General features: G+C 35.8%; 30 protein-coding genes. 4 read left to right on the forward strand and 26 right to left on the reverse strand.

Annotated elements, in window-relative coordinates; genetic code table 11:
* Positions 1–85 precede the first annotated feature (85 nt).
* Positions 86–1,762 carry a recombinase family protein gene (locus tag BN3326_RS03955; protein WP_069997802.1) on the forward strand — a complete coding sequence of 559 codons (1,677 nt, stop codon included), beginning with the start codon at positions 86–88 and terminating at the stop codon, positions 1,760–1,762.
* Positions 1,749–1,976 carry an HFCD family protein gene (locus BN3326_RS03960; protein ID WP_069997803.1) on the forward strand — a complete coding sequence of 76 codons (228 nt, stop codon included), beginning with the start codon at positions 1,749–1,751 and terminating at the stop codon, positions 1,974–1,976. Before BN3326_RS03955 ends, BN3326_RS03960 begins: the two co-directional genes overlap by 14 nt.
* 44 nt (positions 1,977–2,020) lie before the next feature.
* Here the strand turns inward: BN3326_RS03960 and dut are convergent, their stop codons facing one another.
* Together dut and BN3326_RS03970 are read right to left on the reverse strand one after the other, a co-directional pair.
* On the reverse strand, positions 2,021–2,476 hold the full coding sequence (gene dut / locus BN3326_RS03965) for a dUTP diphosphatase (RefSeq protein ID WP_069997804.1): 456 nt from the start codon (positions 2,474–2,476) through the stop codon (positions 2,021–2,023).
* A 208-nt stretch (positions 2,477–2,684) separates the two neighbouring features.
* Positions 2,685–3,671, reverse strand: a complete 987-nt coding sequence (locus BN3326_RS03970; RefSeq protein ID WP_069997805.1) for a tyrosine-type recombinase/integrase — start codon at positions 3,669–3,671, stop codon at positions 2,685–2,687.
* A gap of 103 nt (positions 3,672–3,774) precedes the next feature.
* Here BN3326_RS03970 and BN3326_RS22845 point away from each other — a divergent pair, with 103 nt between their 5' ends.
* Complete coding sequence (locus BN3326_RS22845) at positions 3,775–4,005, forward strand: helix-turn-helix domain-containing protein (protein WP_069997806.1); 231 nt, start codon at positions 3,775–3,777, stop codon at positions 4,003–4,005.
* A gap of 73 nt (positions 4,006–4,078) precedes the next feature.
* Here the strand turns inward: BN3326_RS22845 and BN3326_RS03980 are convergent, their stop codons facing one another.
* The 11 genes from BN3326_RS03980 to BN3326_RS04030 are packed head-to-tail and all read right to left on the reverse strand — an operon-like array spanning position 4,079 to position 12,455.
* The gene (locus tag BN3326_RS03980; RefSeq protein ID WP_069997807.1) at positions 4,079–4,276 is read right to left on the reverse strand and encodes a hypothetical protein; all 198 of its coding nucleotides are present in this window, start codon (positions 4,274–4,276) and stop codon (positions 4,079–4,081) included.
* Entirely contained in the window at positions 4,276–4,623 is a 348-nt protein-coding gene (locus tag BN3326_RS03985) for a hypothetical protein (protein ID WP_069997808.1), read from the reverse strand. Before BN3326_RS03985 ends, BN3326_RS03980 begins: the two co-directional genes overlap by 1 nt.
* Positions 4,624–4,633: 10 nt before the next feature.
* Positions 4,634–5,680 carry a hypothetical protein gene (locus tag BN3326_RS03990; protein ID WP_069997809.1) on the reverse strand — a complete coding sequence of 349 codons (1,047 nt, stop codon included), beginning with the start codon at positions 5,678–5,680 and terminating at the stop codon, positions 4,634–4,636.
* Positions 5,681–5,691: 11 nt separating this feature from the next.
* Entirely contained in the window at positions 5,692–6,078 is a 387-nt protein-coding gene (locus BN3326_RS03995) for a phage tail-collar fiber domain-containing protein (protein WP_242875931.1), read from the reverse strand.
* Positions 6,075–6,875, reverse strand: a complete 801-nt coding sequence (locus BN3326_RS04000; RefSeq protein WP_069997811.1) for a phage tail protein — start codon at positions 6,873–6,875, stop codon at positions 6,075–6,077. The genes BN3326_RS03995 and BN3326_RS04000 overlap by 4 nt, the downstream gene beginning before the upstream one ends.
* 4 nt (positions 6,876–6,879) lie before the next feature.
* Positions 6,880–8,007, reverse strand: a complete 1,128-nt coding sequence (locus BN3326_RS04005) for a baseplate J/gp47 family protein (protein ID WP_069997812.1) — start codon at positions 8,005–8,007, stop codon at positions 6,880–6,882.
* On the reverse strand, positions 8,000–8,395 hold the full coding sequence (locus BN3326_RS04010) for a hypothetical protein (RefSeq protein WP_069997813.1): 396 nt from the start codon (positions 8,393–8,395) through the stop codon (positions 8,000–8,002). The genes BN3326_RS04005 and BN3326_RS04010 overlap by 8 nt, the downstream gene beginning before the upstream one ends.
* On the reverse strand, positions 8,389–8,667 hold the full coding sequence (locus BN3326_RS04015) for a hypothetical protein (RefSeq protein ID WP_069997814.1): 279 nt from the start codon (positions 8,665–8,667) through the stop codon (positions 8,389–8,391). The genes BN3326_RS04010 and BN3326_RS04015 overlap by 7 nt, the downstream gene beginning before the upstream one ends.
* A 5-nt stretch (positions 8,668–8,672) precedes the next feature.
* Positions 8,673–9,419 (reverse strand): hypothetical protein, encoded by a 747-nt coding sequence (locus BN3326_RS04020; RefSeq protein ID WP_069997815.1) that lies wholly within the window; start codon positions 9,417–9,419, stop codon positions 8,673–8,675.
* Positions 9,419–9,997, reverse strand: coding sequence for a hypothetical protein (locus BN3326_RS04025; protein WP_069997816.1), 579 nt, complete (start codon positions 9,995–9,997; stop codon positions 9,419–9,421). Before BN3326_RS04025 ends, BN3326_RS04020 begins: the two co-directional genes overlap by 1 nt.
* Before the next feature lie 16 nt (positions 9,998–10,013).
* Complete coding sequence (locus tag BN3326_RS04030; protein ID WP_242875932.1) at positions 10,014–12,455, reverse strand: phage tail tape measure protein; 2,442 nt, start codon at positions 12,453–12,455, stop codon at positions 10,014–10,016.
* An 81-nt stretch (positions 12,456–12,536) separates the two neighbouring features.
* Between BN3326_RS04030 and BN3326_RS04035 the strand changes: the two genes are divergently transcribed.
* Positions 12,537–12,782, forward strand: coding sequence for a hypothetical protein (locus tag BN3326_RS04035; protein WP_069997817.1), 246 nt, complete (start codon positions 12,537–12,539; stop codon positions 12,780–12,782).
* 15 nt (positions 12,783–12,797) lie between these two features.
* On the opposite strand, the gene BN3326_RS21895 is transcribed toward BN3326_RS04035, so the two are convergent.
* From BN3326_RS21895 to BN3326_RS04095, 13 genes are all read right to left on the reverse strand, one after another.
* A complete protein-coding gene (locus BN3326_RS21895; protein ID WP_171903758.1) occupies positions 12,798–12,962 on the reverse strand; it encodes a hypothetical protein in 165 nt (54 codons plus the stop codon).
* Positions 12,963–12,997: 35 nt separating this feature from the next.
* Positions 12,998–13,396, reverse strand: coding sequence for a DUF6848 family protein (locus BN3326_RS04040; RefSeq protein ID WP_083258505.1), 399 nt, complete (start codon positions 13,394–13,396; stop codon positions 12,998–13,000).
* A 35-nt stretch (positions 13,397–13,431) separates the two neighbouring features.
* Positions 13,432–13,866, reverse strand: a complete 435-nt coding sequence (locus BN3326_RS04045; protein ID WP_069997818.1) for a hypothetical protein — start codon at positions 13,864–13,866, stop codon at positions 13,432–13,434.
* Between the two features lie 16 nt (positions 13,867–13,882).
* Complete coding sequence (locus BN3326_RS04050; protein ID WP_069997819.1) at positions 13,883–15,268, reverse strand: DUF2586 domain-containing protein; 1,386 nt, start codon at positions 15,266–15,268, stop codon at positions 13,883–13,885.
* A gap of 11 nt (positions 15,269–15,279) precedes the next feature.
* Positions 15,280–15,483, reverse strand: coding sequence for a hypothetical protein (locus tag BN3326_RS04055; RefSeq protein ID WP_069997820.1), 204 nt, complete (start codon positions 15,481–15,483; stop codon positions 15,280–15,282).
* Positions 15,484–15,485: 2 nt separating this feature from the next.
* Complete coding sequence (locus BN3326_RS04060) at positions 15,486–15,974, reverse strand: hypothetical protein (protein WP_069997821.1); 489 nt, start codon at positions 15,972–15,974, stop codon at positions 15,486–15,488.
* Positions 15,971–16,489: a phage virion morphogenesis protein gene (locus BN3326_RS04065; protein ID WP_069997822.1), complete on the reverse strand. Its 519-nt coding sequence runs from the start codon at positions 16,487–16,489 to the stop codon at positions 15,971–15,973. The genes BN3326_RS04060 and BN3326_RS04065 overlap by 4 nt, the downstream gene beginning before the upstream one ends.
* Before the next feature lie 5 nt (positions 16,490–16,494).
* Positions 16,495–16,950 carry a gp436 family protein gene (locus tag BN3326_RS04070; protein ID WP_171903759.1) on the reverse strand — a complete coding sequence of 152 codons (456 nt, stop codon included), beginning with the start codon at positions 16,948–16,950 and terminating at the stop codon, positions 16,495–16,497.
* Positions 16,951–16,961: 11 nt separating this feature from the next.
* Positions 16,962–17,852 (reverse strand): Mu-like prophage major head subunit gpT family protein, encoded by an 891-nt coding sequence (locus BN3326_RS04075; RefSeq protein ID WP_069997824.1) that lies wholly within the window; start codon positions 17,850–17,852, stop codon positions 16,962–16,964.
* A 14-nt stretch (positions 17,853–17,866) separates the two neighbouring features.
* Positions 17,867–18,268, reverse strand: coding sequence for a hypothetical protein (locus tag BN3326_RS04080; protein WP_069997825.1), 402 nt, complete (start codon positions 18,266–18,268; stop codon positions 17,867–17,869).
* 2 nt (positions 18,269–18,270) lie between these two features.
* Positions 18,271–19,275, reverse strand: coding sequence for a phage protease (locus tag BN3326_RS04085; protein ID WP_069997826.1), 1,005 nt, complete (start codon positions 19,273–19,275; stop codon positions 18,271–18,273).
* A gap of 125 nt (positions 19,276–19,400) precedes the next feature.
* Entirely contained in the window at positions 19,401–20,096 is a 696-nt protein-coding gene (locus BN3326_RS04090) for a phage head morphogenesis protein (RefSeq protein WP_069997827.1), read from the reverse strand.
* On the reverse strand, positions 20,089–21,606 hold the full coding sequence (locus tag BN3326_RS04095; protein WP_069997828.1) for a DUF935 domain-containing protein: 1,518 nt from the start codon (positions 21,604–21,606) through the stop codon (positions 20,089–20,091). Before BN3326_RS04095 ends, BN3326_RS04090 begins: the two co-directional genes overlap by 8 nt.
* Positions 21,607–21,610: the final 4 nt, after the last annotated feature.

A 21,610-nucleotide genomic window follows, 5' to 3' on the forward strand; every position in this document is an offset into this window, starting at 1 on the left:
CCTGAAAAATCCTACAGCTGCTTCTTCATTTTGTTCTTATCATAATTAATAGCTAAATAATTGCAGTACACGTAAAGGAGAATTTATGAAAATTGCAATCTATGCACGTAAGTCGCGTACAACAGATAAAGGTGAATCTATTGAAAATCAAATCTCTCTTTGCAGACAATATGCAGCTGTGCATTTTCAAGATGCAATCTTTGACGAGTATAAAGATGAAGGCTATAGCGGAGGTAATACGAATAGGCCTGCTTTTAAAGAGCTGCTTCAAAGTTTTAAAAAAGAACATTATGATGTACTTATATGTTATCGTTTAGACCGTATTAGCCGCAATGTTTTAGACTTTTCTTCTACACTTGATATGCTGTCTAAAAACAACATTGCTTTTGTATCCATAAAAGAAAACTTTGATACAACAACTCCCATGGGGCGTGCTATGCTGCACATCTCCTCCGTCTTTGCACAGCTTGAAAGAGAAACTATTGCAGAACGTATCCGGGATAATATGCTTGAACTTTCCAAAACCGGCAGGTGGCTAGGAGGCACTACCCCTTTAGGTTATACTTCAAAAAAAGTTGCATATGATGTAAAAAATAGCAAAACCAAATATTATACAATTCTCAAGGCAGATGAAATGGAGGCATCTATTGTAAAGCTTATATTCAAAAAATATCTTGAGCTAGGGAGCTTATCTCAACTTGAAACTCACCTTATTCAAAAAGATATTCGAACGCTCAATAATAAATTTTATCATCCTCATGTTCTAAAAAATATACTTGCTAATCCTGTTTATGTAGTGGCAGACCAATCTATCTATGATTATTTTTATGACCGTGATGCCTATATAGCACACCCTAAGTCAGACTTTACAGGGGATTATGCCCCCATGGTCTATAATAAAAATCGCCAAGGAAAAATTATCTATAAAAATAATATATCAGAGTGGATCGTAGCACTTGGTCAGCATCGACCGCTAATTAGCAGTACACTATGGCTTCAGGTACAGAAACAGCTGAATACAAATAGGCGTAAAGCAATTCCTCATCACCAATCTAGCCATGCCCTTTTAACAGGACTTATTCACTGCGGACATTGCGGGGCCCCTATGAAGGTTACCAATCAATCAGTTCTTAAGGATGGCTCTATCAGCTACATTTACCGCTGTACAACAAAGCTTAAGAGTCATGGTAAGCTCTGTAATATGCCAAATGCTAAAGGTCATCATTTAGACCCAGCAGTTATTGAGAAGGTTAAACAACTGCTCCCAGATAACAACCAACTGATTCAAGGCTTAGCAAAAGAGCGTCTCACAACCGCTTCGGCTCAACAAGAAGATGATAAAAATATTATTATTATGGAAGGAGCATTACAGCAAAACGAAAAGGCCATCTCTAAACTCGTCAGACTTATTGCATCCTGTGAAGATTCTCTGCTGGAAAGATCTTATCATAAAGAAATAGATAGGCTTCATAAAGAACAAATGGTTCTTGAGGAAAAGCTTTGGGGTTTACAAAATACTAAGTTAGAAAATAGTAAGCTCATAGAAAATACAGATAAGATTATAGATATATTAAGAGATTTTGATAGGCGTATTAATGAAGCTTCTATAAATGAAAAACGTATTCTTCTACAATCAATTATACATTCAGTTGTTTGGGATGGGCATAAAATAAATGTTTATTTATATAGATCTGAACAAGACTATGAAAATAATAACCATAATTATCCTCATGGTTGCAAAATCACTTATGAGAAATGGTAAGCCTGTTATTATTGCTTTGTCAACAAATGATGGCCTCGGTCTTAACCTCAAAAATATAGGAGTTCTTATGCCGAATCAAAATATTTATTTTGTACCCTTCGGCCAAGATGATAAGGTTAAAAAACCTACCTCCCTTGTTGCAGATTTGGCTAAAGTACCCGAGACCCTTTCAATGGCTCTTAAATACCAGCAAATACAACCGATACTTCTATAATATGAGTAAAAAGATTACTCCCTCTAATATCCAATTAGAGGGAGCTAATTTTGTCCAGTATGTCCAAAGCCCCCTTCACCACGGTGCGTAGTACTTAAGCTGTCGGTAAGTACAAACTCAGCCTGACAAACACGTTGAATAATCATTTGCGCAATACGCTCTCCTCTTTGAATGCTAAAAGGCCCCGTTCCCCAGTTAATGAGTATCACTTTTATTTCTCCTCGATAATCAGCATCAATAGTACCGATCCCATTAACTAAACCAATACCATGTTTTGCTGCAAGGCCGCTTCGTCCTCGTATTTGAGCTTCAAAACCTTCTGGCAGCTCAATGGCTATTCCTGTTGCAATGATCTTATATTCTCCTGGCTTTAAGATGACCGCTTCTTTGACATGGGCATACAAATCAACACCTGCAGCCCCGTTTGTCATGTACTTTGGTACTTCTAGATCCTCAGCACCCTCTATTTTTTTGAGATATACCTTTATTTTTTCGCACATATTCCTTAGCTCCTTATTTTATAAAATAAATTATTTTTTGAATTTCACATTCCTTCTTTATAAATTATACATAAATTTCTAAATAACTGTGCATGCGCAAAATTTTTGACCTTTATTTGCAGAATTTTTGTCTAAAACCTATTGCGCTCATAATTCAATTCAGATAAGAAGATTAAGCCATCTTATTTTATGACTTAATCTTCTTACCTTAACTGAATTTTATATCGAACATTCGTTCTATGACGCTGCTTTCATCTGACTTGAGATAACTCCTAGTTGTTTCCATGCTGTCATGATGGGCTAAAGCCTGAAGCTCCTCCATAGTAAATATTCGGGGTGTCGCCATCTCTTTACACATATAATGAGTCCCATCTCTGTAATTTTGTAGAGCCGAATGTCTGAAACTATGTGGAGAGAAATTTAAATTCTTCCCTTCTAGCAAATTTAAGATCTTAGTCATCTTTTTTGTCCAGTCGTATAAAGCACTATTTTTTAATCGTGTTCTTTTAGTACCCCTCATGCTGACCCATAAAGCATCTTCATCATCCCCACCTCGTTGCTGCAAGTATAAACTTAGACTCTCCAAGCTATTCTTATGATAAAGCAAATTGAATTTTTTACCCATCTTTCCTACAACTGTATTGGTATACCTCATACTTAGAATGTCTGACTTTTTTATCTGATTTACTTCACTAATCCTAGCTGCACTGTCATAACTTATATCAAGATATGCACATTCTCTATATTTCCTATTCTCTAAAAGATAGTTTCTTATCTTGTGTATCTGAGTATCGCTTAAAAAATATATTTCTCTCACTGGTTGTCGTGGAAGTCTCTTTATTTTTCTAGCTTCATTCTGTTCATAGGAATAGTCTTCGTCGTCCTCTGCATATTCCATCATTCCATGAAGAATTGAAAATACTCTATTGAAACGTGCATTAGAAACTTTTCGTTCGTCTGTAAGCCAGAGAGCTATATTCCTGAAGTCCTTCCTTGTAAACGCTAGTATGCTTCTATTCTCCATTTCTGATTGTATATAACACAAAATCATTCTACCATCATCTCTATACTGTTTTAAAGTACTATCTTTTAATCTTTCTGCCCTTAGCTCTACCAGATAATCTTTTAAAAGCTCTTTATTTTCTTTATTAGCTACTTCCCATTTTTCAGGGCTATAAACTTTAGACCAAGCCATTTTTAATCTCCTCTCTTTTCCAGTTGGTACAATTATTTTGTCCCATTTCGAGAGAATTAAATATGTAAAATTTGGCAATTATTAAAGTGGTGGTGATGCTACAATGATAAATAATAAAGAACTCGGGAAATTAATCCAAAATCTAAGAATAAGTTCTAATATCAGTTCTTCAGAACTAGGCACTAGAATTGGTAAAAGTAAAAGTTCTATCAAAAAATATGAGTGCGGACAAACTTCAATACCGCTCTGCGTCCTTCAAAGTATCTGTACAGTCCTAGGTTATGATCTTGAGCTAATTATACGATCTGGCTTTAAAAAACATATAATAAAGTAATTTAATAGGGCATAAAAATAGAATTAATTCTAAGCTATTTTCATGCCCTGTTTTTTAACAATTGATTATTTTATTAAACTGCTGAGGCTAATTGTTGTTGCGCATAACCTAATATTTCTGCTGCCTCTGCTGCACTAATCCATTTCATAGCTAAATATAAAGCTACAAGCTCTTGCATGCCTTTCAAGTCTTGTGTCTTTTGGTCTACCGCTGCTATTGCAATCCTTACAAATATATTTTGTTGCACCATTTGTTTTAGCGTTTCATTCATTATAAGTTGCCTCCTTGTAATAATGTATTTTTAGCTGTTTGCATAGCAATTTGAGCCATCCCAGCTTGCATTTGTTGCACCTGTTCTTCAAGTGTTGGCTCTGGCAAAGGTCTAGAATTCATTTCCGCCTCTTTATCTTCTGCTGTACATTCTATTAGTTTATTATCAATAATCTTATAGTTGTGACAACCATTTGCGTCTAAAGCTTGCATGTAACTTACATGTACAAACTCGTCTCCATCTCCCTCTTTAACAAATACATCTCCGTCTTTTACTTCTTTAAAGCAAGTGGAGAAAAATCTCTCCACATAACCTTCATTGTTTGGCCTTGCGTATACTTGATACATATTACACCTCCTAATAGATCTCTGCATCTAATGTGGTTATAGCAACTCCGTTGTATGATAATACCGCGTCTGTCATACCATGCGCAGTCTTGTTGGCGTATATAATCACCGCGTCTTTGTTCGACCCACTTTCTAAAGCAAACGTAAATCCTGTTATCTCTGTATTTGAATTTACTGGGGTAACTCTTAAGCCTATATTATAGTTAGATACCGTCGGAGATACCCTCATTTCAGGAAAAGTATAGTAGAAGAGTAGTTGGTTTGCGAGTATTAGCTTTGTCCTTTGTCTTGCATAGGTAGGAAATGTTCGATAATACCATTTGCACATCGCCAACTCCTCTGCGTACGTTCTGGGTATGAATGGTGTAGCATATTCGCCTGGTTCTAACTTAACCCATTCAATTTCAAGTTCACCACTCACTGTACTATTTGGGTTATACGCTTGGATAACTGGAACAATATATGAATATCCCCCATTATCTAATGGTATATCTATTACTACACTGAAAACACCGACACCATCCAAATTTACACTACCATATACACCTGCAAGACTATTTGGTCCATTTCCACGACACAAGACTGCACTACCAAAGTTCCCACAAGTATTTTTGTTTATTTTTACAGATAACACCACTTTCTTTCCAAATAAAGCTCTCGAATTTTCTAAAGGATATCTAATGCTAAATGAACCGTCATTGGTAGTTGTGCCAGCAAGTGTGACACCTCTATTTGTGATTTTTACACTTGCACTATCAGTATATTTTAGATACCATCTATCTATTGTATACTTAAAATTCGTTGTATACTCTGTAAGTCCTCTTTGATTGACGGGATTTAAGAAATTTGCATTTATAAGCAAATTAGGATTGCTTCGTTGGCTTAGTTCAGCTGATAAATCACTTATTTGTTGACCTTGGTCTTCGGCTTCCTTCTTAAGATACTTTGTATTCTCTAAGAGCTGGCCAAACAAAGGATTGAATGTCTCAGGATGCCCTGGATCATTTGTGGTAAGTTGCCTTAGCTCTTCTGTAAAAATTAATTCTTCATTTTCCATGCCATCCCCTCCTAAAATTCATCATCTAATTCAAATATCATTTCAATATCTGAGTCTTTACCTTTAGCCTTGAAGTTTTTAATAGCTACTATGTCACCTTCAGCATCTATCAACGCTATCTCCGATATATCTTCTCCTGCTAATTCCCCTCTAACAAGTCTGCATACATACCTGCAAGTTGTTAGTATTGGGAAACTATAGCTCTCTATATCTTTTCTAGCAATTTCATCATTTAAAGCTGTTTGAGCTGCTAGGGGTTGCTTTATGTTCCCTGCTGCATCAACGCCTCCTCTTCCAAAAGCCATTTGACTTATTGGTGGCAGTGTTCTTTCACCAGCTCTTGCTTTAACCATCTTTTCTCTAGCAATATTTGTTGTAACACTAGTTAATGTACTCAAGCTAATTCCTCCCTCCATACTGAACCATTTAACTTTTTACTTCCATCAAGTAGATAAGTACCATCTAAATACCATGTTGCATCAATTTGAACCGAACCATCATAAGTAATTTCATTGGGAATAGAAGTGCCTATTTTTAAGCCTGTGTAACTATTATTTCTAAGTCCTAGCTTGCTGCCATTTAATACATATGTACCATCTAAGATCCACGTCCCATCAAGATATAAAGGAATATTATCATAAAAATTCATTGCCATAATGCAATATACTTTGGTGCTTAAAAGGTTGTTGTTCTCAAAGTCTACAGTATATCTAAATCCATAATTAGGCTTTGAACTAGCTTGCTTAACATCCATCACCGTTTCTTTAATGATTCTGAAATCATATATTTCTTCACCTTCTAAAAGTTCTTCCATAAGCACATAAAACTCTGCCCATCTCTCGGTATCTTGTAAATATAGAGGATTAACTTCTGTCTCATACCCCATAGATTTAAGAGCTAATTTTAATCCCGGCAAAGTTCCTGCTCTAGCTGCTATTTCTGCCTTCATTAAAAGCCTTCTTCTATACGACTCATCATCTTCCCTTTTTAACCTCGGCATCTTTCTATCTTTACCATGCATATCAAGATGCTTTCCTGTTGCTGTTAATATATTTGCTTGTTTTCTAATTTCAAATATATCCTCTTTAATTTGGTCAAAAATATTGCCTATAACGGTGAATAAAATATATACTTGATTATTTCTTATTGGTTCATGTAGTAAGTAATACATATAATCTTTGAACTTATCAAACATCTTACTACACCCTTTCTATTGTTACATTTACTTCACCTAATATGATAACCTTATCCTTTGAAAGCACCTGATCACTTGATGGCTGAACTACTTTTATTCCTTTAAGGATATCAATATTCTTCCTTACATGAAATATAAGCTCTGACGTGTAAAGCGTATTAAGCTCCCTGTTTTTACTGACTTTAAAGTATTCTCTAGTATAATTTATAGCATCTTCTATAATACCTTCATCATTTATGTTATAAGGAAGATATAGTACGAGTTCAACATCTTGTAATACAGTATCAGCTGATTTAATAAGTAAGTTGTCATAGGTACCTTTTATGCTTTCACAAGCCATTTCTACCTTTCTTAGAAGTTCTTCACCGGCTGTACCTGCATAAGAAGCTACTATGATATCAACGCTTCCTTGTCCTCTTGGATGCATATCATCTACCAATACATATAAAACACCTTCAACACTCTCAGCTACATTCTTATATTTAGCTGCTATGGGAGTTGTACTAAGTTCCGCCCAACTATTTAGGGTGCGCTGCCTGAATGCTTCTGTTTCCTCTTCATCAGCACCTTCACTTATAAGCCAGTTATCTTCATTTGTAATATCATCTATTCCTTCAATATGTATCACAGACCTTTTAATACTGTTAGTTGGGACATTATACTCGCTTCCTACATCTTCAGCTGCAACTGGAATATAACCTGACATTTCATTCTTGGAGATAATAACTCTTTCTGTACTGAAAAATCTATATTCACTTCCAGCAATACTAGGTAGTGTTTTAAATATATATCCTTTAGGAATAACAAGATTATCTTCTACATTTGTTCTAGTAATGGTAAGTTTGCCTTGTGCCTTAGTAGCTGCTTTTCTTGATTTAGAATAATCATTTGCCTTAACATCTAACCATTTATCAGGTGCACTTGATACAAATAAAGCCTTATAAACTACACGTAAAAGTTTTAGGATATCAATTCTTATTTGGCAGAAGATAAGGAGTATTGTTCCGAACACACTGCCATTTGCAAACCTAGTAATATTAAAGCCCTTTTCTTCTAACTGGGTAACTATTTCTTCCCTTTGCTCTTCAAGTGTAGGTATTGGTATAAGCTCATCTAATAGCTTTTCATCCACCTAGCCTCACCTCAACTTTCACCCTATCTAATGATATTTCCATATTTACTTCTTGGTCTAATGCTTTAAATCTTATATGAACAATAGTGTTATCATTCCCTTGAGACAAGCTTACTACAGTACTATCCTTGTCAACTTCTTCGCGTTTAGCCAGTTTATCTTTAACCCTTTGATAAATTTCAGCTTCTAACATTTCATCTATATTTCTATGAATAAAGTCCTGAAGTCCCCATCCATATGTTTGGTCATACCATAGATCTCCTTCCATTGTCAGAGATTCTATTTTTATTGATTGAAGTAAAGCCATAAGATCTGTAGCTATTATACAGTCATTATCTTTTATGATGATGCCTTGCCCTAACTCATAGCCTATGTCATCATTTAGCATCCTTCCCACTTCCTTATCACAATTGGCATTTCAAGTTTGCCATATAGAAATGTAATAACCACTATGTCTCCATACTCATATAATGTATTTGTTTTAATCTCTGGTATTTCTGCAAAGTTATTATCAATATTTTCAAATTCATCTAATATCTTTAAATTGATAACATCTCCACCCTTTGTCACCTTAGCAAGTACTGTCTGAGGTATGGCAGCATGAGGATATTTATTATTCATAGTATCTTTAATTTCTTTCTGAATAATTGCTTTTAACATCTCTTTTACTCCTTAAATGTCAATCTCGTTCTGATAAAACCGCTTTCGTCTATCATTATCTTAATTTGATTTATATCAAATTCGCCTGAAACTTTTGGATGCTCAACATTAATTTTATTAAGTATTTTTACAAATGGTACTGCAATAGTTGTTAACTCCCATGTTTTCGTTTCTGTAGGCTCTAAGTTAATAATGTTCTCAGCGTAGATGAAGTTATAAATTTTATCTTGCCTAGCTGGTACATTCCATTCAAATTTCTTACACTTAAAAATGCTAGTAGATGAGGGAATATTGAATGCTTTATCAACCATCTTTAAAGCTTCAGTCCCACTTACTTTTGATAAGTTAAGAAGCTTTTTGATGGGATACGCTTCTTTTGATAGTTCGTATTCTGTAATACCTGCTTTTTCTAAAATGAATGTAATAATCTCCTGTGGAATGCTGCTTATAAAGCTATTTGTAATCTTTACCTTCGCAAGCTTCAGCATTTCATTTTTGATAATAATTGTATTCCCTTGGATATCTGTCACATACCCAGTAAAAATTTCTTCAAGACCGCCATCATACCCAATGCTTAAGCTAAATTCATCTTCTTTCTTGATATTTAATTCTGCAAGTAAGTTGTTTGTAAAACTTATGTGTGTCCAGTCAAATGAAATATTATTATCTAGTTGTGTTTCAAGTTGTATCGCTTCGGTAATAATATTATTTCCAACTTTCACTTCGTACTCTGGATAAAAGAAATCGTCCATTACATCCTCCCTACCATAGCAGGGGTGATCTCTCTAGCCGGAGTACTTACTGTTTTATCTGCTACTCTTGGAGCTGTTCCCCTGTTATCGTTTAGATAGCTTTTATAATCACTGCCTACTTGTGATCCACTGGTTGTAGTTTTACTCTTGCTGTTATTTGACTTGATTGCACTTACATTAATAGCTTCATATTCCCAAAAAGTTAAACTCACTATGAGCTCTTCTTTTTTACTGGTTTCTCTTGATGATAATTCCTTAAATATAACTTTGCTTATGCCTCTTCTAATAGCATGCTGATTGACCATGTCATAAACCTTTGGTTTAGCTTGACCTTTAGTCCTGAAGATGCTCTGAATTATTTCCAGTTTCTCTAATGCAGTCTTTTTGCTATCATCCATAAGAACTATTTCAATATTGACTTTACAGTCTTCATACCCTGTTGCCTGCTTAGGTTTCTTCCCTTTACCTTTCACTTCAATCTCTTCAACCATTGCTGATCCAGTTATTTCTAAGCTTTTAAAAAGTCCTGGAAGGAGAACCCCTCCAATCCTAACAAATTGATCGTCTGTAAATATCATGATTTCTCCCTCCCTATTATGCAGTTACTAGATCTTCATCATCTGGATCATCCTGATTTCCTAGATTCTTAAGCTCTTCAATAAGCTTTTTAATAAATTTGATGTCCTCTAAATCTTTCATATCAAATTGCAGCGTGATATTCCCGACTTTAATAGATGTTCCAGAATTACTTCTAGTAGTACTTTCTTCTGTTGTTTGAGTCTGTTTAAACGTTTCTTTTAAGTTTAAATTCTTTGGTCTATCACCTTTTATACTATCCATATCTAACTTGCTATCTACATCTTGAAAAGCATCATCAGCTATAAGGCTAGGAACGGTCATTGTCTTTTCCATCCCTTCACCTATAGTAGTAAACACCTTAGAGCCTGAAAGTGTAAGACTTGATAGTGGCCCTTCTTTTGCATCTGAAAATGGTAGTAACTGTCTTACTTTTGAAAGTCCTTCTTTTACTATTTCAGCTGGTTTATTAATCATACTTCTGATACCATCTACAAAGGTACTTATAACTTTCTTACCTGATTCCTGCATATTAGGTATCCATCCTGTTATAAAGTTATTAAAGCCATCTTTAATCCCTGTCCATAGATTAGTAAAGAATGATTTAATGCTTTCCCAATTTTTCATAATAAGCATTGGTATTCCTATAAATGGTATAAATGCTGCTATGAGTAAAAGAATACTATTAGGCATACTCGTTACCTTTTCTTTAACCCAATTAAAACCATTAATAACTCCTTGGATGGCTGCCTGCCATGCACCTTTAAGCCATGCTACTACTGTATCCCAATTTCTCCAAAGTAGTATGATAGCTGCTATAAGTGCCACTATTCCTACTACTATCCATGTCACTGGATTAGCAAGTAACGCTGCTGTCCATGCCCACGTTGAAGCTATAAGCCCCGGCATTGCTGTTACCGCTGTTGTGATAGCTTGCTTAGCCATTCCAATGAGTCCAAGTGTCATACTCTTTAGTGCATTAAAGCCATTGATAACAGCTGCCTTGCCCATTGTGATAATTTGTCTTGTTACATTTTTCATGCCTGTAATAACTGTTGTTGCTGCGCCTCGGATTTTGGTGAAACCAAGCTTTATAGCATCACCGGCATACATTGCTTTAAGTCTTATAGTGTCCCATGCATCTGGCATTTTCTTAAGAACGGATACAAGGTTTCTAAAGTTTGTAATACTGCCTACTACTGTTGTTCCTATAAAACCAATAGTTGTTGCAAATACACCCATGACAGCTAGGACAACACCAATTACTGCTATTACTAAAAATAGATTAGATGCTAACTGCTGGTTGTTGCCGATCCACGAGCTGACTTGCCCAAGTAGCTGATCTCCTTTTTCCATCCATTGATTAATAGTAGGTAGCATCCCATTGCCTATTGTCTCTACCGTATTTTGTATCTTTTGTTTAAGGACGGTGAACTTTTCGCCATCTGCGCTATTGATAGCATCTGCCATTCCTTGAGCAACTGATGTTCCTTGTCCCATAGTGTCATACAACCCTAAGATGTTCCCTTCTAATTCATCTGTTTTGTTATACAGTAGGTCTATTAAAGCAACAGCTTCTTCCGTCCCAAACGCCTTTTGAAGTTCCATTTTCTCAGCTGCATCCATTGTTTCTCCAAATTTACCTCTTATAGTAGTAAGTATTTCAGGCATTGATAGAAGTTGGTTATTGGCATCCAAGAAGCTAAGCCCCAATTCTTCCCCTGCCTTTGCTGCCGATTTTAAGAACGCTTTATACTTAGTTCCTGCTTCACCACCTCCCATAGTAGCCTGAAGCATTCCCAAGATAGAGAGTTGCTCTTCAAGTGGTACATTTGAAGTGGTTGCTGATGCTCCTAATGTTTGTATGGCCTGTGACATCTTTGAACCATCTGTTTTAAACTGCTGTACTGATTTTGCAATACCAGCACTAAACATTTCTCCAAATTCAAGATCACTCATATCTTTATAAAACCCTTTATAGATACCATATCCAGTTGCAAATAATGATGTCATTTCAGCAGTAGAGGCTTTTGTGCCTTTAGCAGTCATCCCTGCTATTTTTGTGTATTCAGCTACTGCCTCATCTGTAAGTGTTGAGATCCCTGACTTAATATCATAGGCTGCTGTTATAAATTCTGCTTTTGTTGTACCCGCCCATGTATCTGAAAAGTCTTTAGCAGCATCTTCAAGAACACCTAGGTTCTTTACACCTACTGAGGCTAATTCCCCTAAAGCTTTTTTAGTTTCGAAAGTTGCCCCGACCGGTGCCAGAGCTGCTTGTGTCATTCCAACTCCAATGCCTGTCATCATCATTCCTGATTTAGCCATATTTTTAAAACCATTATCTAAGGAAACCAACTTTCCCTGCACACCATCAAGGCTTCTTCCTACACTTCCCATAGGCTGGGTAATATTATCTACCATGTTTACAAATACCGACAGCTTAAAAATTGCATCCACTAAATCACCCCTTTCTTTTTCTTAATTTTGGTAATATAATGATTATAAAAACATTTATATTTCCTTAAGGAGGATTGTCTTATGTGGCTTATCTCTTTCTTTGTTTTTTTATACGGTTTATGTGCAGCGATTCTAGTACCTTTCTTTTGTTTCTTGGCCTTTAGCTTTATCTATTCACTGCCTTATATGATATGGGCAGCCTTTGAAATTAGAAAGCCTGATGCACCGAAAAGTTTCAAGTATGAAGCTGGCCCATTTAAAGTCTTTTTTAGAGCAACTAAATTTTATTTTCAACTTATAACATTTAAAAAGCCGACTCTTATGTAGGGTCGGCTTTTTGTATTATTCACCTAAAGCCCTAACAATAGCATCTTGTCTATTTGTTATTTCTATATCTTGCATATATCTTGCTTTAGCATAAAGTTTAGTAAATGCTTCAAACTCTTGATTTAAGAGATCATCTGGAATCAGTCTATCAGGAACAAACCTATAAATTTCAAGTTCCATTTTATCTATTAAACTTAGCTCATCTTCCTGATCTTCTATAACTTTTTTAAAGTAATGTTATCCGATAATCCCAATAAACCTAGCAGCTTTTGACCTACGCTCATTGCAAGTGCTGGATATTCTTCTATGGTTTCTTCATACCATTGTTTTTGTTCGCTCACAACACTTTCTAGGGTAAATTGCTTCATTGCAGCCAGTGATTTTTTAGACAAATTCTTTAAGACAATGTTAAAGCTTGCTGGTGTTGGTTTCTTAAAATAGAAAGTAAATTCCTTTTCAATATCATCAAGTTCAGCATCTACCCTATAAATCTTTGGATATTTTGTTTTAAGTTCTTGTTCCATTTCTTCTCCAGTAACCATCTGTGCCCCTGCAACTTTACCGTCTTGAGTACCTTCATTTTTTTCCATTGTACCTTTTCCATCTTCAAACATTATATTTCACTCCTTTTTGGACATTTATTTTACAACTATATAGCCTTCATGCCATCCGAAATAATCTGACCTACAATCACCATATCAAGGTCAACTACTAGGCTCTTATCGCCTTGTTTCCCTCCACCACTTCTTTTAGCAAAAGTTACTTTTTCAATCACATCTGTTCTTAACGGCTGTCCCTCTGAACCATATGTAACTATAATCTTATCTATAAAAAGCTTGTAGAAAGGTATTTTTTTCTTGTTGCAATAATCTACCAGATCATTGTAATCATCTCTTAGAAGGCTTATTTTACCACTGGCTTTATAATTGCCAGTTCCATACCCTCTCGGTCTTGAGCCTTTGCCATATACAAGTTCTTTTTCTAATTCATCATCATAGGATATTTCTTGAACTTCTAAATAGAGTCCTGGTATTTGCACATCCACATCTGACCAATCATAAGCTTTGCCATTGATTATTGACATACCTTACACCCCTTTCTTAAAGTGCTGGATTTTCAAATCCTGCATCAATTTCAATTTCTCTAAGTATACCTATAGGTACTGCTCTTATTTTGAAATAAAGTTTTTCAGTCCCTAGTATATCCTGATCTTCTGGTATCTCTACTCTGGCTGAAGAAAGCTCTTTTTCATCTACCATTCTTTCTACTGGCACATTAATAAATTCTACAATTGCTTTAAGGCTTGCCTCTTGGTTACTCAAATCAACCTGCGTATGCATCTTGGTTAGGGCTGTTTTGCGTGTCTCTCTTACGGCCTTATACATAGCTCTTACTCTTTCAGTATAAGCAAAGTCGCTCCCTTCTTTAGCAAAGGTTTTAGAGTTATTAACGTATATTCCCTCTATACCGCTATACTGTCGTAATGTCGTATACCCAAGGTCATCAAGTTCACTTGTATAATCTTCAATTCCTGAAGGCAGTATTGCTAGTGCTCCTTTAATATCAAATTCAGCAACTTCTCCAATAGACTGCTGCACTTTAGCTCTTGCATGCAGCCCCATAATTACATTTGCTGCATTGATATTTACTTCTTTTCCATTTCTCATAAATGCTAGTCTATGGCTTACAACTTGAAGATTTCTTGAAATAGTACCTTCTTTTTGTTCTCTTAAGTATTGGGCATATTGATCTAGTGTTTCATCAGTATTTTGAGGTCTTACTTCACATACAAAAACACAAGGTTTATAGTAAACATCAAAGAATTTTTCTCCTTCTACTGTAAGAGCTGCCCATAATGCCTTTTCTGTTGCCCCTACAATATGAATAAATTCAAAGTTAATGTTTAGATTTTTAATCTTCCCTAGTGCCTCCATCACACCTTGATTATTCATCTTAGGTGCAGTACAAGAATAGATTACTGTATCATCTTTTTCAAAGGTGCCTTCTCCAAAGTTGATAGTAAGACCTGTTTCAGCTATTACATAGGTTCCAGTTATAGGGATAGTTTCTTCTTCACTTACATCTCCATCATCTACTACATACTTAAATGCTCCTACGTTTCTGCCACCAGTGGCAGTGATAGTAATTTGAACAGTATGTTCATTATAAGGTGATCCTGTTAAAGTAATTTCTCCTGTGCCTGTTACACTCTTTGATTTTTCTTCAACTACGCCTGCCGTTCCGACTGGAACTGGTAAAGCGTATATCATATTACATCCACTATTAATACTATCCATGCAACTGTCTGCAAGAGGACTATCACCTAATTTCCCACTTATTTTATCTGCATCCATGCTGCCTGTTATTGTAAGGGGAATATTACTTTCAATATGACTTACTCCTATTTTGATATGTACCCCTTCACCTTTTACAGTGCTTGCTCCAATTCCAAAATCTGTTATGGTATGTTTAACATTTTTTAACATAGTTCCACCTCCTAACAAGAAGTATTTTTAAAAGCATCCAGCGCTTCTCTAAATTCTTCTCTCGTAATTTTCCTACCTTTTTTCCATCCTTTAAGCATTTTCACTCCTGCAAATACAGAACCATTAATCTTAAATTCTCTTGTTAATTCATCTACATCTATAAGCTCTGGCTCTACTTTTTTAGATGCCTTGGCTTTAGTTTCTGCTTCAGCCATTATTACTCCTCCTCATTCATACTGATATCTGGAACAAATGGTTTATAGGTTATATCCTGATAAATACCACCATAGAAAATGATAGGCAGCTGCACTGCTATTTTACTTTGAAGGATACTATCCTCTTTATCTACCCAATCTGCCTCTTCAATTTCAATGACTATATAGTTACCTTCAGTATCGTATATTCCTTTATCAATCAAGGACAAAAATCTTGCAAATATCTCGTCGCACTTTGAAGTTTCAAACTCGCCTATGATTACATTGACTGTTGTTTCTCTACTTAATTTTTTAATACGTTTTACAGTGCTATCACCAACTTGATAAACTTTATTCTTCTTTTCCCTTTCAAATCTATCCTTGTCTACTATGACAGCACCCACATGAGCTCCTGAGAAGTTCTTCAATTCTTTCATAGATATACAAACCTTTGTCTTTATACCGGCTTCTTTAAGTTTTGTTACAATGTAATTTTGATACACTTCTATCATTCTACAGCCCCCTCAATGATATGATTCATAGTCGCTTTAATCTCTATCATATCCTCGTCACTAATACCAAGGAATGGCCTTGCTGGTATGGTTACCTTAACTATCTTTTTTCTTCGCCATCCACTAGGGGTAACAAAACTTAACCCTTTTGAACCTCTTGCTCTAATGGTTCTATTATCATCTCCTAACTGATGAGTGGCAGCATAAATTGTGTTTGTACCAATAGCTACACCTTTATTAGTTACTTTAGCTTTGATAGAATTTTTAAGTCTAGCAGTCTCAATAAGGGTCTTCTTTCTGGACTTTCTTATACTCCCATTACTTGAAATGGTATACTTATTACTTTGAGCCCACGCTCTTCCTTCTGGATCTTTTCCTTCTGCAAATCTTTGTAGTGTTGAACTTCTAAGCACTTGCCCTATTGCAGCATTAGCTACTTTAAATTGGAGTTCTCCCATATTTCTGAGTGTATTTTTAAGTCTTCGTATGTCTCCATCCAGTCGTACACCAGCCATATTTGTCACATCCCATTCAATGAGTTTCTGCTGAACATCCTTTTATTTGAATTGATTCTAAAATCAGAAGTAGGCCTTGTTGTCTCTTCATCAGCAGCACCTATCCCTATTTCAATAAGTCCCTTTGCCACATTTTCTAAGAAACGTATCGCAGACTTATATCTTTCAAGGTAAGTCTCTTCTCTTGTTCCTTCCATAATCCCAGCTCTTGAAAATAGATTATAAAGTGCAATATCTTTACTGAACTTATTAATTACTTTTGGTGTTTTAGTAAGTGGAGTAGGATACCTTTTGTTAAGGTATCCATCTATCTCACCATCTGCATCCTCTATAGCTTCAGCAATTAATGTATTAATTACTATCTCTTTTTCGCCTTTTTCTTCTATGTAGCTATTTCCGATAATGCCATCAATACTATCATCTTTGATATTCTTTCTAACTTCATCTATAGTGCAGTACATAATCTCACACCCTAGTTAGCTGAGCCATCAGAACCATAGGCCATTTGCCAAAAGCCGTATCCAGCATTGCTTCTGCCATCTACACCATATAAGAACTGCTTGTTCTTAAATACATGCTCATCAGTTTCATTGAAGAAGGCAACAAACTTAGGTTTCTTTCTTTCCTGATAGATGAGTGGCTTAAGGGCTTTTGAGGTGCAAAGTAGATACCATGATATATCTGCACCTGCAAGCTCTGGAACGACTAACAGCTCAGCTGTATCTCTATAAATATTGGTTGAGCCGTCTATCTGTTCAGCTAAAAGAATACGTTTCGCCTCAGCTTCAAGTGCTGGTGGCACAACGAGTAGATTTGGGATAATCTTAAGCGTATTGCCATTTTCATCTTTTAAAGACATCATAGCTGCACGTGCAGCTCCATAAGATTCGGATGAAAGCTTTGCAGTCCCTTTGTTACTTGCACTACCTTTTTTACCTACTGGATGATCTGTTGCAAAAAAAGCTTTACCATCAAAACACTTATTTTCAAATCCTTTTTTAATAAGTCCAAATACTAATGCATCTGGATGTTCAGCTGCACTTTGTCCAATTTCTGATATAACAGGATTATAAACACCGATTTTATCATCCTCGATATCATTGCGATCCACGCCAATGGTTAACTCATAATCCTTATTTTTAATGGTATAATCGCTTGCTTGAAGGTTTTGAATCTGTCTTTCTCCAATCCATTCACGCATTCGTGGCAATTTCCCTAACCACTTATAATTTTCTTCCCCTGTTTCAGATGGCACTAGCGTTGCCACCTTCTGCCATAGTGGTTTAACCTCTGTAAACATCTTGTTGAAAATCGTTTTAAATCCTGTGCTAATACCTGCTAACGATGATTGATTAATTATCATATCCTTTGCCTCCCTTATCTAATTTCAACAATGACTTGGTCACCGTCAAATCCTAATACTTTACCTGCAACACTTGCTCCTGTTTCTAAACTTGTAACTGTCTCATCATCTAGTATGTAGCAAGTGCCTAATATATGTGCTTCTGTTACAGGGTTGGTTATATCATTTTCAAAAAGAAATACTCCTCTTTTAACACGAATACTTCTTGCCCCATTCGTGCCTCCAGTTCCTGTATTATCCACATATTCTTCAGCTCTTCCAGCAGCTATTAATCCTGTTGCTTTTTTGCCCGGTATCGCATAACCCCCATCTACTGCTACAAGTGCACCTTCATAAATTTTCGTGCTTGCTTTAACTTTAAGTACAATGACATTCGAACCTTGTTCAATAGTATTTCGCCCTTTTGTTAGTGCCATGATTATTCAACATCCTTTCCATACTTCTCAATGTCTTCCTTTGAAACCCCTAGCATTTTACATGCTTTCATATCAACCTCTACAGTCTTTTTAGTGCTTGGCGGAATATCAAGTGATCCCATAGGAACAACTACACTTGCAGTTTCGATATACTTTTTAAATCCTTCAGGAGCTTTAAGTGCATATTCTTCTGCCCACTCTTTCTGAGCTGGTGTAATCTTACCTTCTTTCATAGCAAACATAACTACCTCTTCAGCTTCTTTCCTATCAAGCTTATCCTTGAGAGCTTTAAACTCTGCTACTGATACTTGACCTTGAGCTACTGGGTTCTTAAGTTCCATAATTTTTGATGTCACCTCTTCTTGTGTTGCATCTTCTTTTAGATCAAGTAACTTAAGTGTCTCTTTGTTAGCTATGACCTCTTGACTTGATGGATCTGCAACACTTGCTTCTTGTATTTCTTTAAGCTTTGCCAGCACCTGCTCTTCTGTTGTACCTTCTGCAAGTCCTAACATTTTAATGAGTTGTTGTAATAAATCCATATCCTCTGCTCCTCCTTCAATGTCCTCTATATCTATAGAGTTTTTAATTGTATACATACCATCTATAGCCGGGGTGTTAGTAAGTGCTACAGAATGAAGTATTACTGCCTTATGGTCTGTTTTTCTAACTAAAACTACTGGTGATAGATACCTATACTCTTTATTGGCTATGTACTCTTTTGCCTTTTCTGTCCATTCCACCTTAGCAACTACTGCATTATCTTTAATGTAAAAATCCTTAATCCATCCACCGGCAGGAGCCTGCACATCATTTAAGGTTTGATGCTCGTAATCAACTACAATATCTAGTTTTCTCTCTTTGAAAGCCTTCCTCATAAAATTTACGCTTTCAATATCAACTATGAAATTGCCTTTTTGAGTTTTAACAAACCCCAGCGGAAGGATTTTTACTTCATCTGTTTCTTGTAAAATTTCTTCTGTACATATAATAGGTTTTAGTTTCATGTTACCCTCCTACCCTAAAATCGTATATAACACCGTTATAACGCGTTATAACGGGGGTTTCTTTTTACTTGCGATAAGTTCTACCCCTTAGTATAAAAATAATGAAATACAGGGCATTTTATAAACTATTTTTCTTGCATCCTGATATAAGCTTTTTTTAATGGTTCTGGATACTTATCTATATCTGGTTCAAATGCCTTTTTAGCTGGATTAGTATGAAAACCTTCATCTGGAACCAAAGGTGGCATTTCACTTCGGATTTCTAGTTCTTTAGCTTCAACCTGCCTTTTAGATAGACTTCTTACTGTACATCTGCATTTATACCCATTAGGTGGGTACCAGGTATCCCATACTTCATGATCTGCTGGGTATACCATACCATCCATTGCCCTATGTGTTGGTCTTGTATCCTCATCATCTACTGCATAATACTGCCAGTATGGTCTAAGCTTCATCACTTCTGGAACGGCCATTTGTTCGTAATGTCCTACATTATACGCTGTTTGAAGGTTTGTTCTGAAGATATTGTCTGCTTGAAAATTCCCAACTCCTTCATAGCCTTTCTTTGCTAGAAAAGTATCTATCTCACTCTTAAAGACTTGTATAGTAGTACCGTTTTCTATAGCCTTAAGAACTTCGTTATAGAACTGATTTACTATTTCTACGCTCGTATAATTGGATATTGTAAAAGCAAGTTGCTTATATCCCTCACTTAATTGCTTATATTCCTCTTTTGTCAGCGGAAGTTTTCCTTGGAAGTACTTCTCAGCTTCTTCAAAGTTTAAGTTGCCATACAGAAGATTAAATAAATCTTTATCCATCTTCCCTCACTCTCCCCATCAGGTAAGCATTAATGAGGCTCCCTTTTAGTAATCTTTCAAAGCTTTCACTCTTCATATCTTTGCAGATAGTATAGGCTTTGTCTTCATCTGCTAACAGCTCTTTCAGCTCTTCTAAGCTATTACATTTAGCGGTAATATCTTTAAGCACTTTAAATTGTTCATTAAATAACGGCTCACTTTCTAACTTTGCTACTTCCACTAGATCATCAACTTCGCCTTGCTTACCCTTAAACTCCAGCTTATTAGCGAGCATATTTACCTCTTGTTTTTGTCCACTTGCCACATCTTCATCAGTCTCTGGTTTTGGCACGCTAAACTTTTTATAAAGATGTGAGGTAGATATCTTAAGGCCTAACTTATTAATTAATACATCATACATAGTGGCTTCTTGTACTAAGTCTTCTGATTCTTCACAATCAAATCTTATAGTTGGCACCTTTGTCTGCTCTCCAAAGTTTAGCTTAACAAGTGGTGTAATAAGGTCACGTCTTAAAGTTGCTGCTAAAGCTTTACAATCAGCTACTGTCAAATCATGTCTCACTTCATTATGTGTTTTAGATTGAGCGTATGATCCACTCCCTGCATCTGATGTAAGTGTCTGCCCTAAAATACACTTACTGACTTGCTCGTCACAAAACCTTGCTAATCTTTCATAGATATCTGCTGAGCTCTGTTTATTGCTCTCCTTAATTTCTATATCTGTGTTACTTGGATAAATTCCTGCTGCATCTGTTCCCAAGCTGATAAGTGCATCCATTAGAGCTCTCTTATCATCTTCGTTTGCACTAGGGTCATATTTACCTACTCTAAGTGGCATTCCAAATACTTCACAAAAGCTCACCCAATCCTTAACAGTATAGTTCTTAAAAAGATACATCCATGCAATTATTCTTAATACACCTGCTCTGGAAGGGTGACCGCTCTTCGCCTTATACCTATGAATAATAAACTTATTATCGGGTATATATATTCCCTGCGGTTCACTGTCTGTCCTTAATCTTAGGAAGTCTTTATCATCCCAAAAGAAGTGTTTCTGATGCACATGTTTTAATTCCTTAACTAAAAATTTACCATTTTGTACTTCCCATATGATCTCTGTAAATGAAATGCCTTTACCTATTGCATCTAACAGATCAGTTAGCACATCCTCAAAACTTTCTATGTCTTCCATTTGACTTTTAATAAACTCAGCTATTTGTTTGTCGTACTCATTATCTGTGGCTGGGATAATTTCATAATCTAACCCTGTAACCGCATTTTTCCTTGTTTGGAGCTGCGAAAAGATGTGAGGGTCTTTTTCTTCCATTTCTTCAAATAGTTCCATTTGCCTCATAACATCCCCTGTATCAGCTTCCTTAAATATTTGAGCTAATCTATAAGGTGTCAGGCCATTTGAAGGGTAGGTAGAATATTTATCGTTATTTCTTACAACTGCTACTAGTGTTGTTAAAGGTAGATTTTTTATAAACCTTTTAACTTTCTCAAACATTGAA

This window comes from Cellulosilyticum sp. I15G10I2 (assembly GCF_900095725.1).
Lineage (GTDB): Bacteria > Bacillota > Clostridia > Lachnospirales > Cellulosilyticaceae > FMMP01.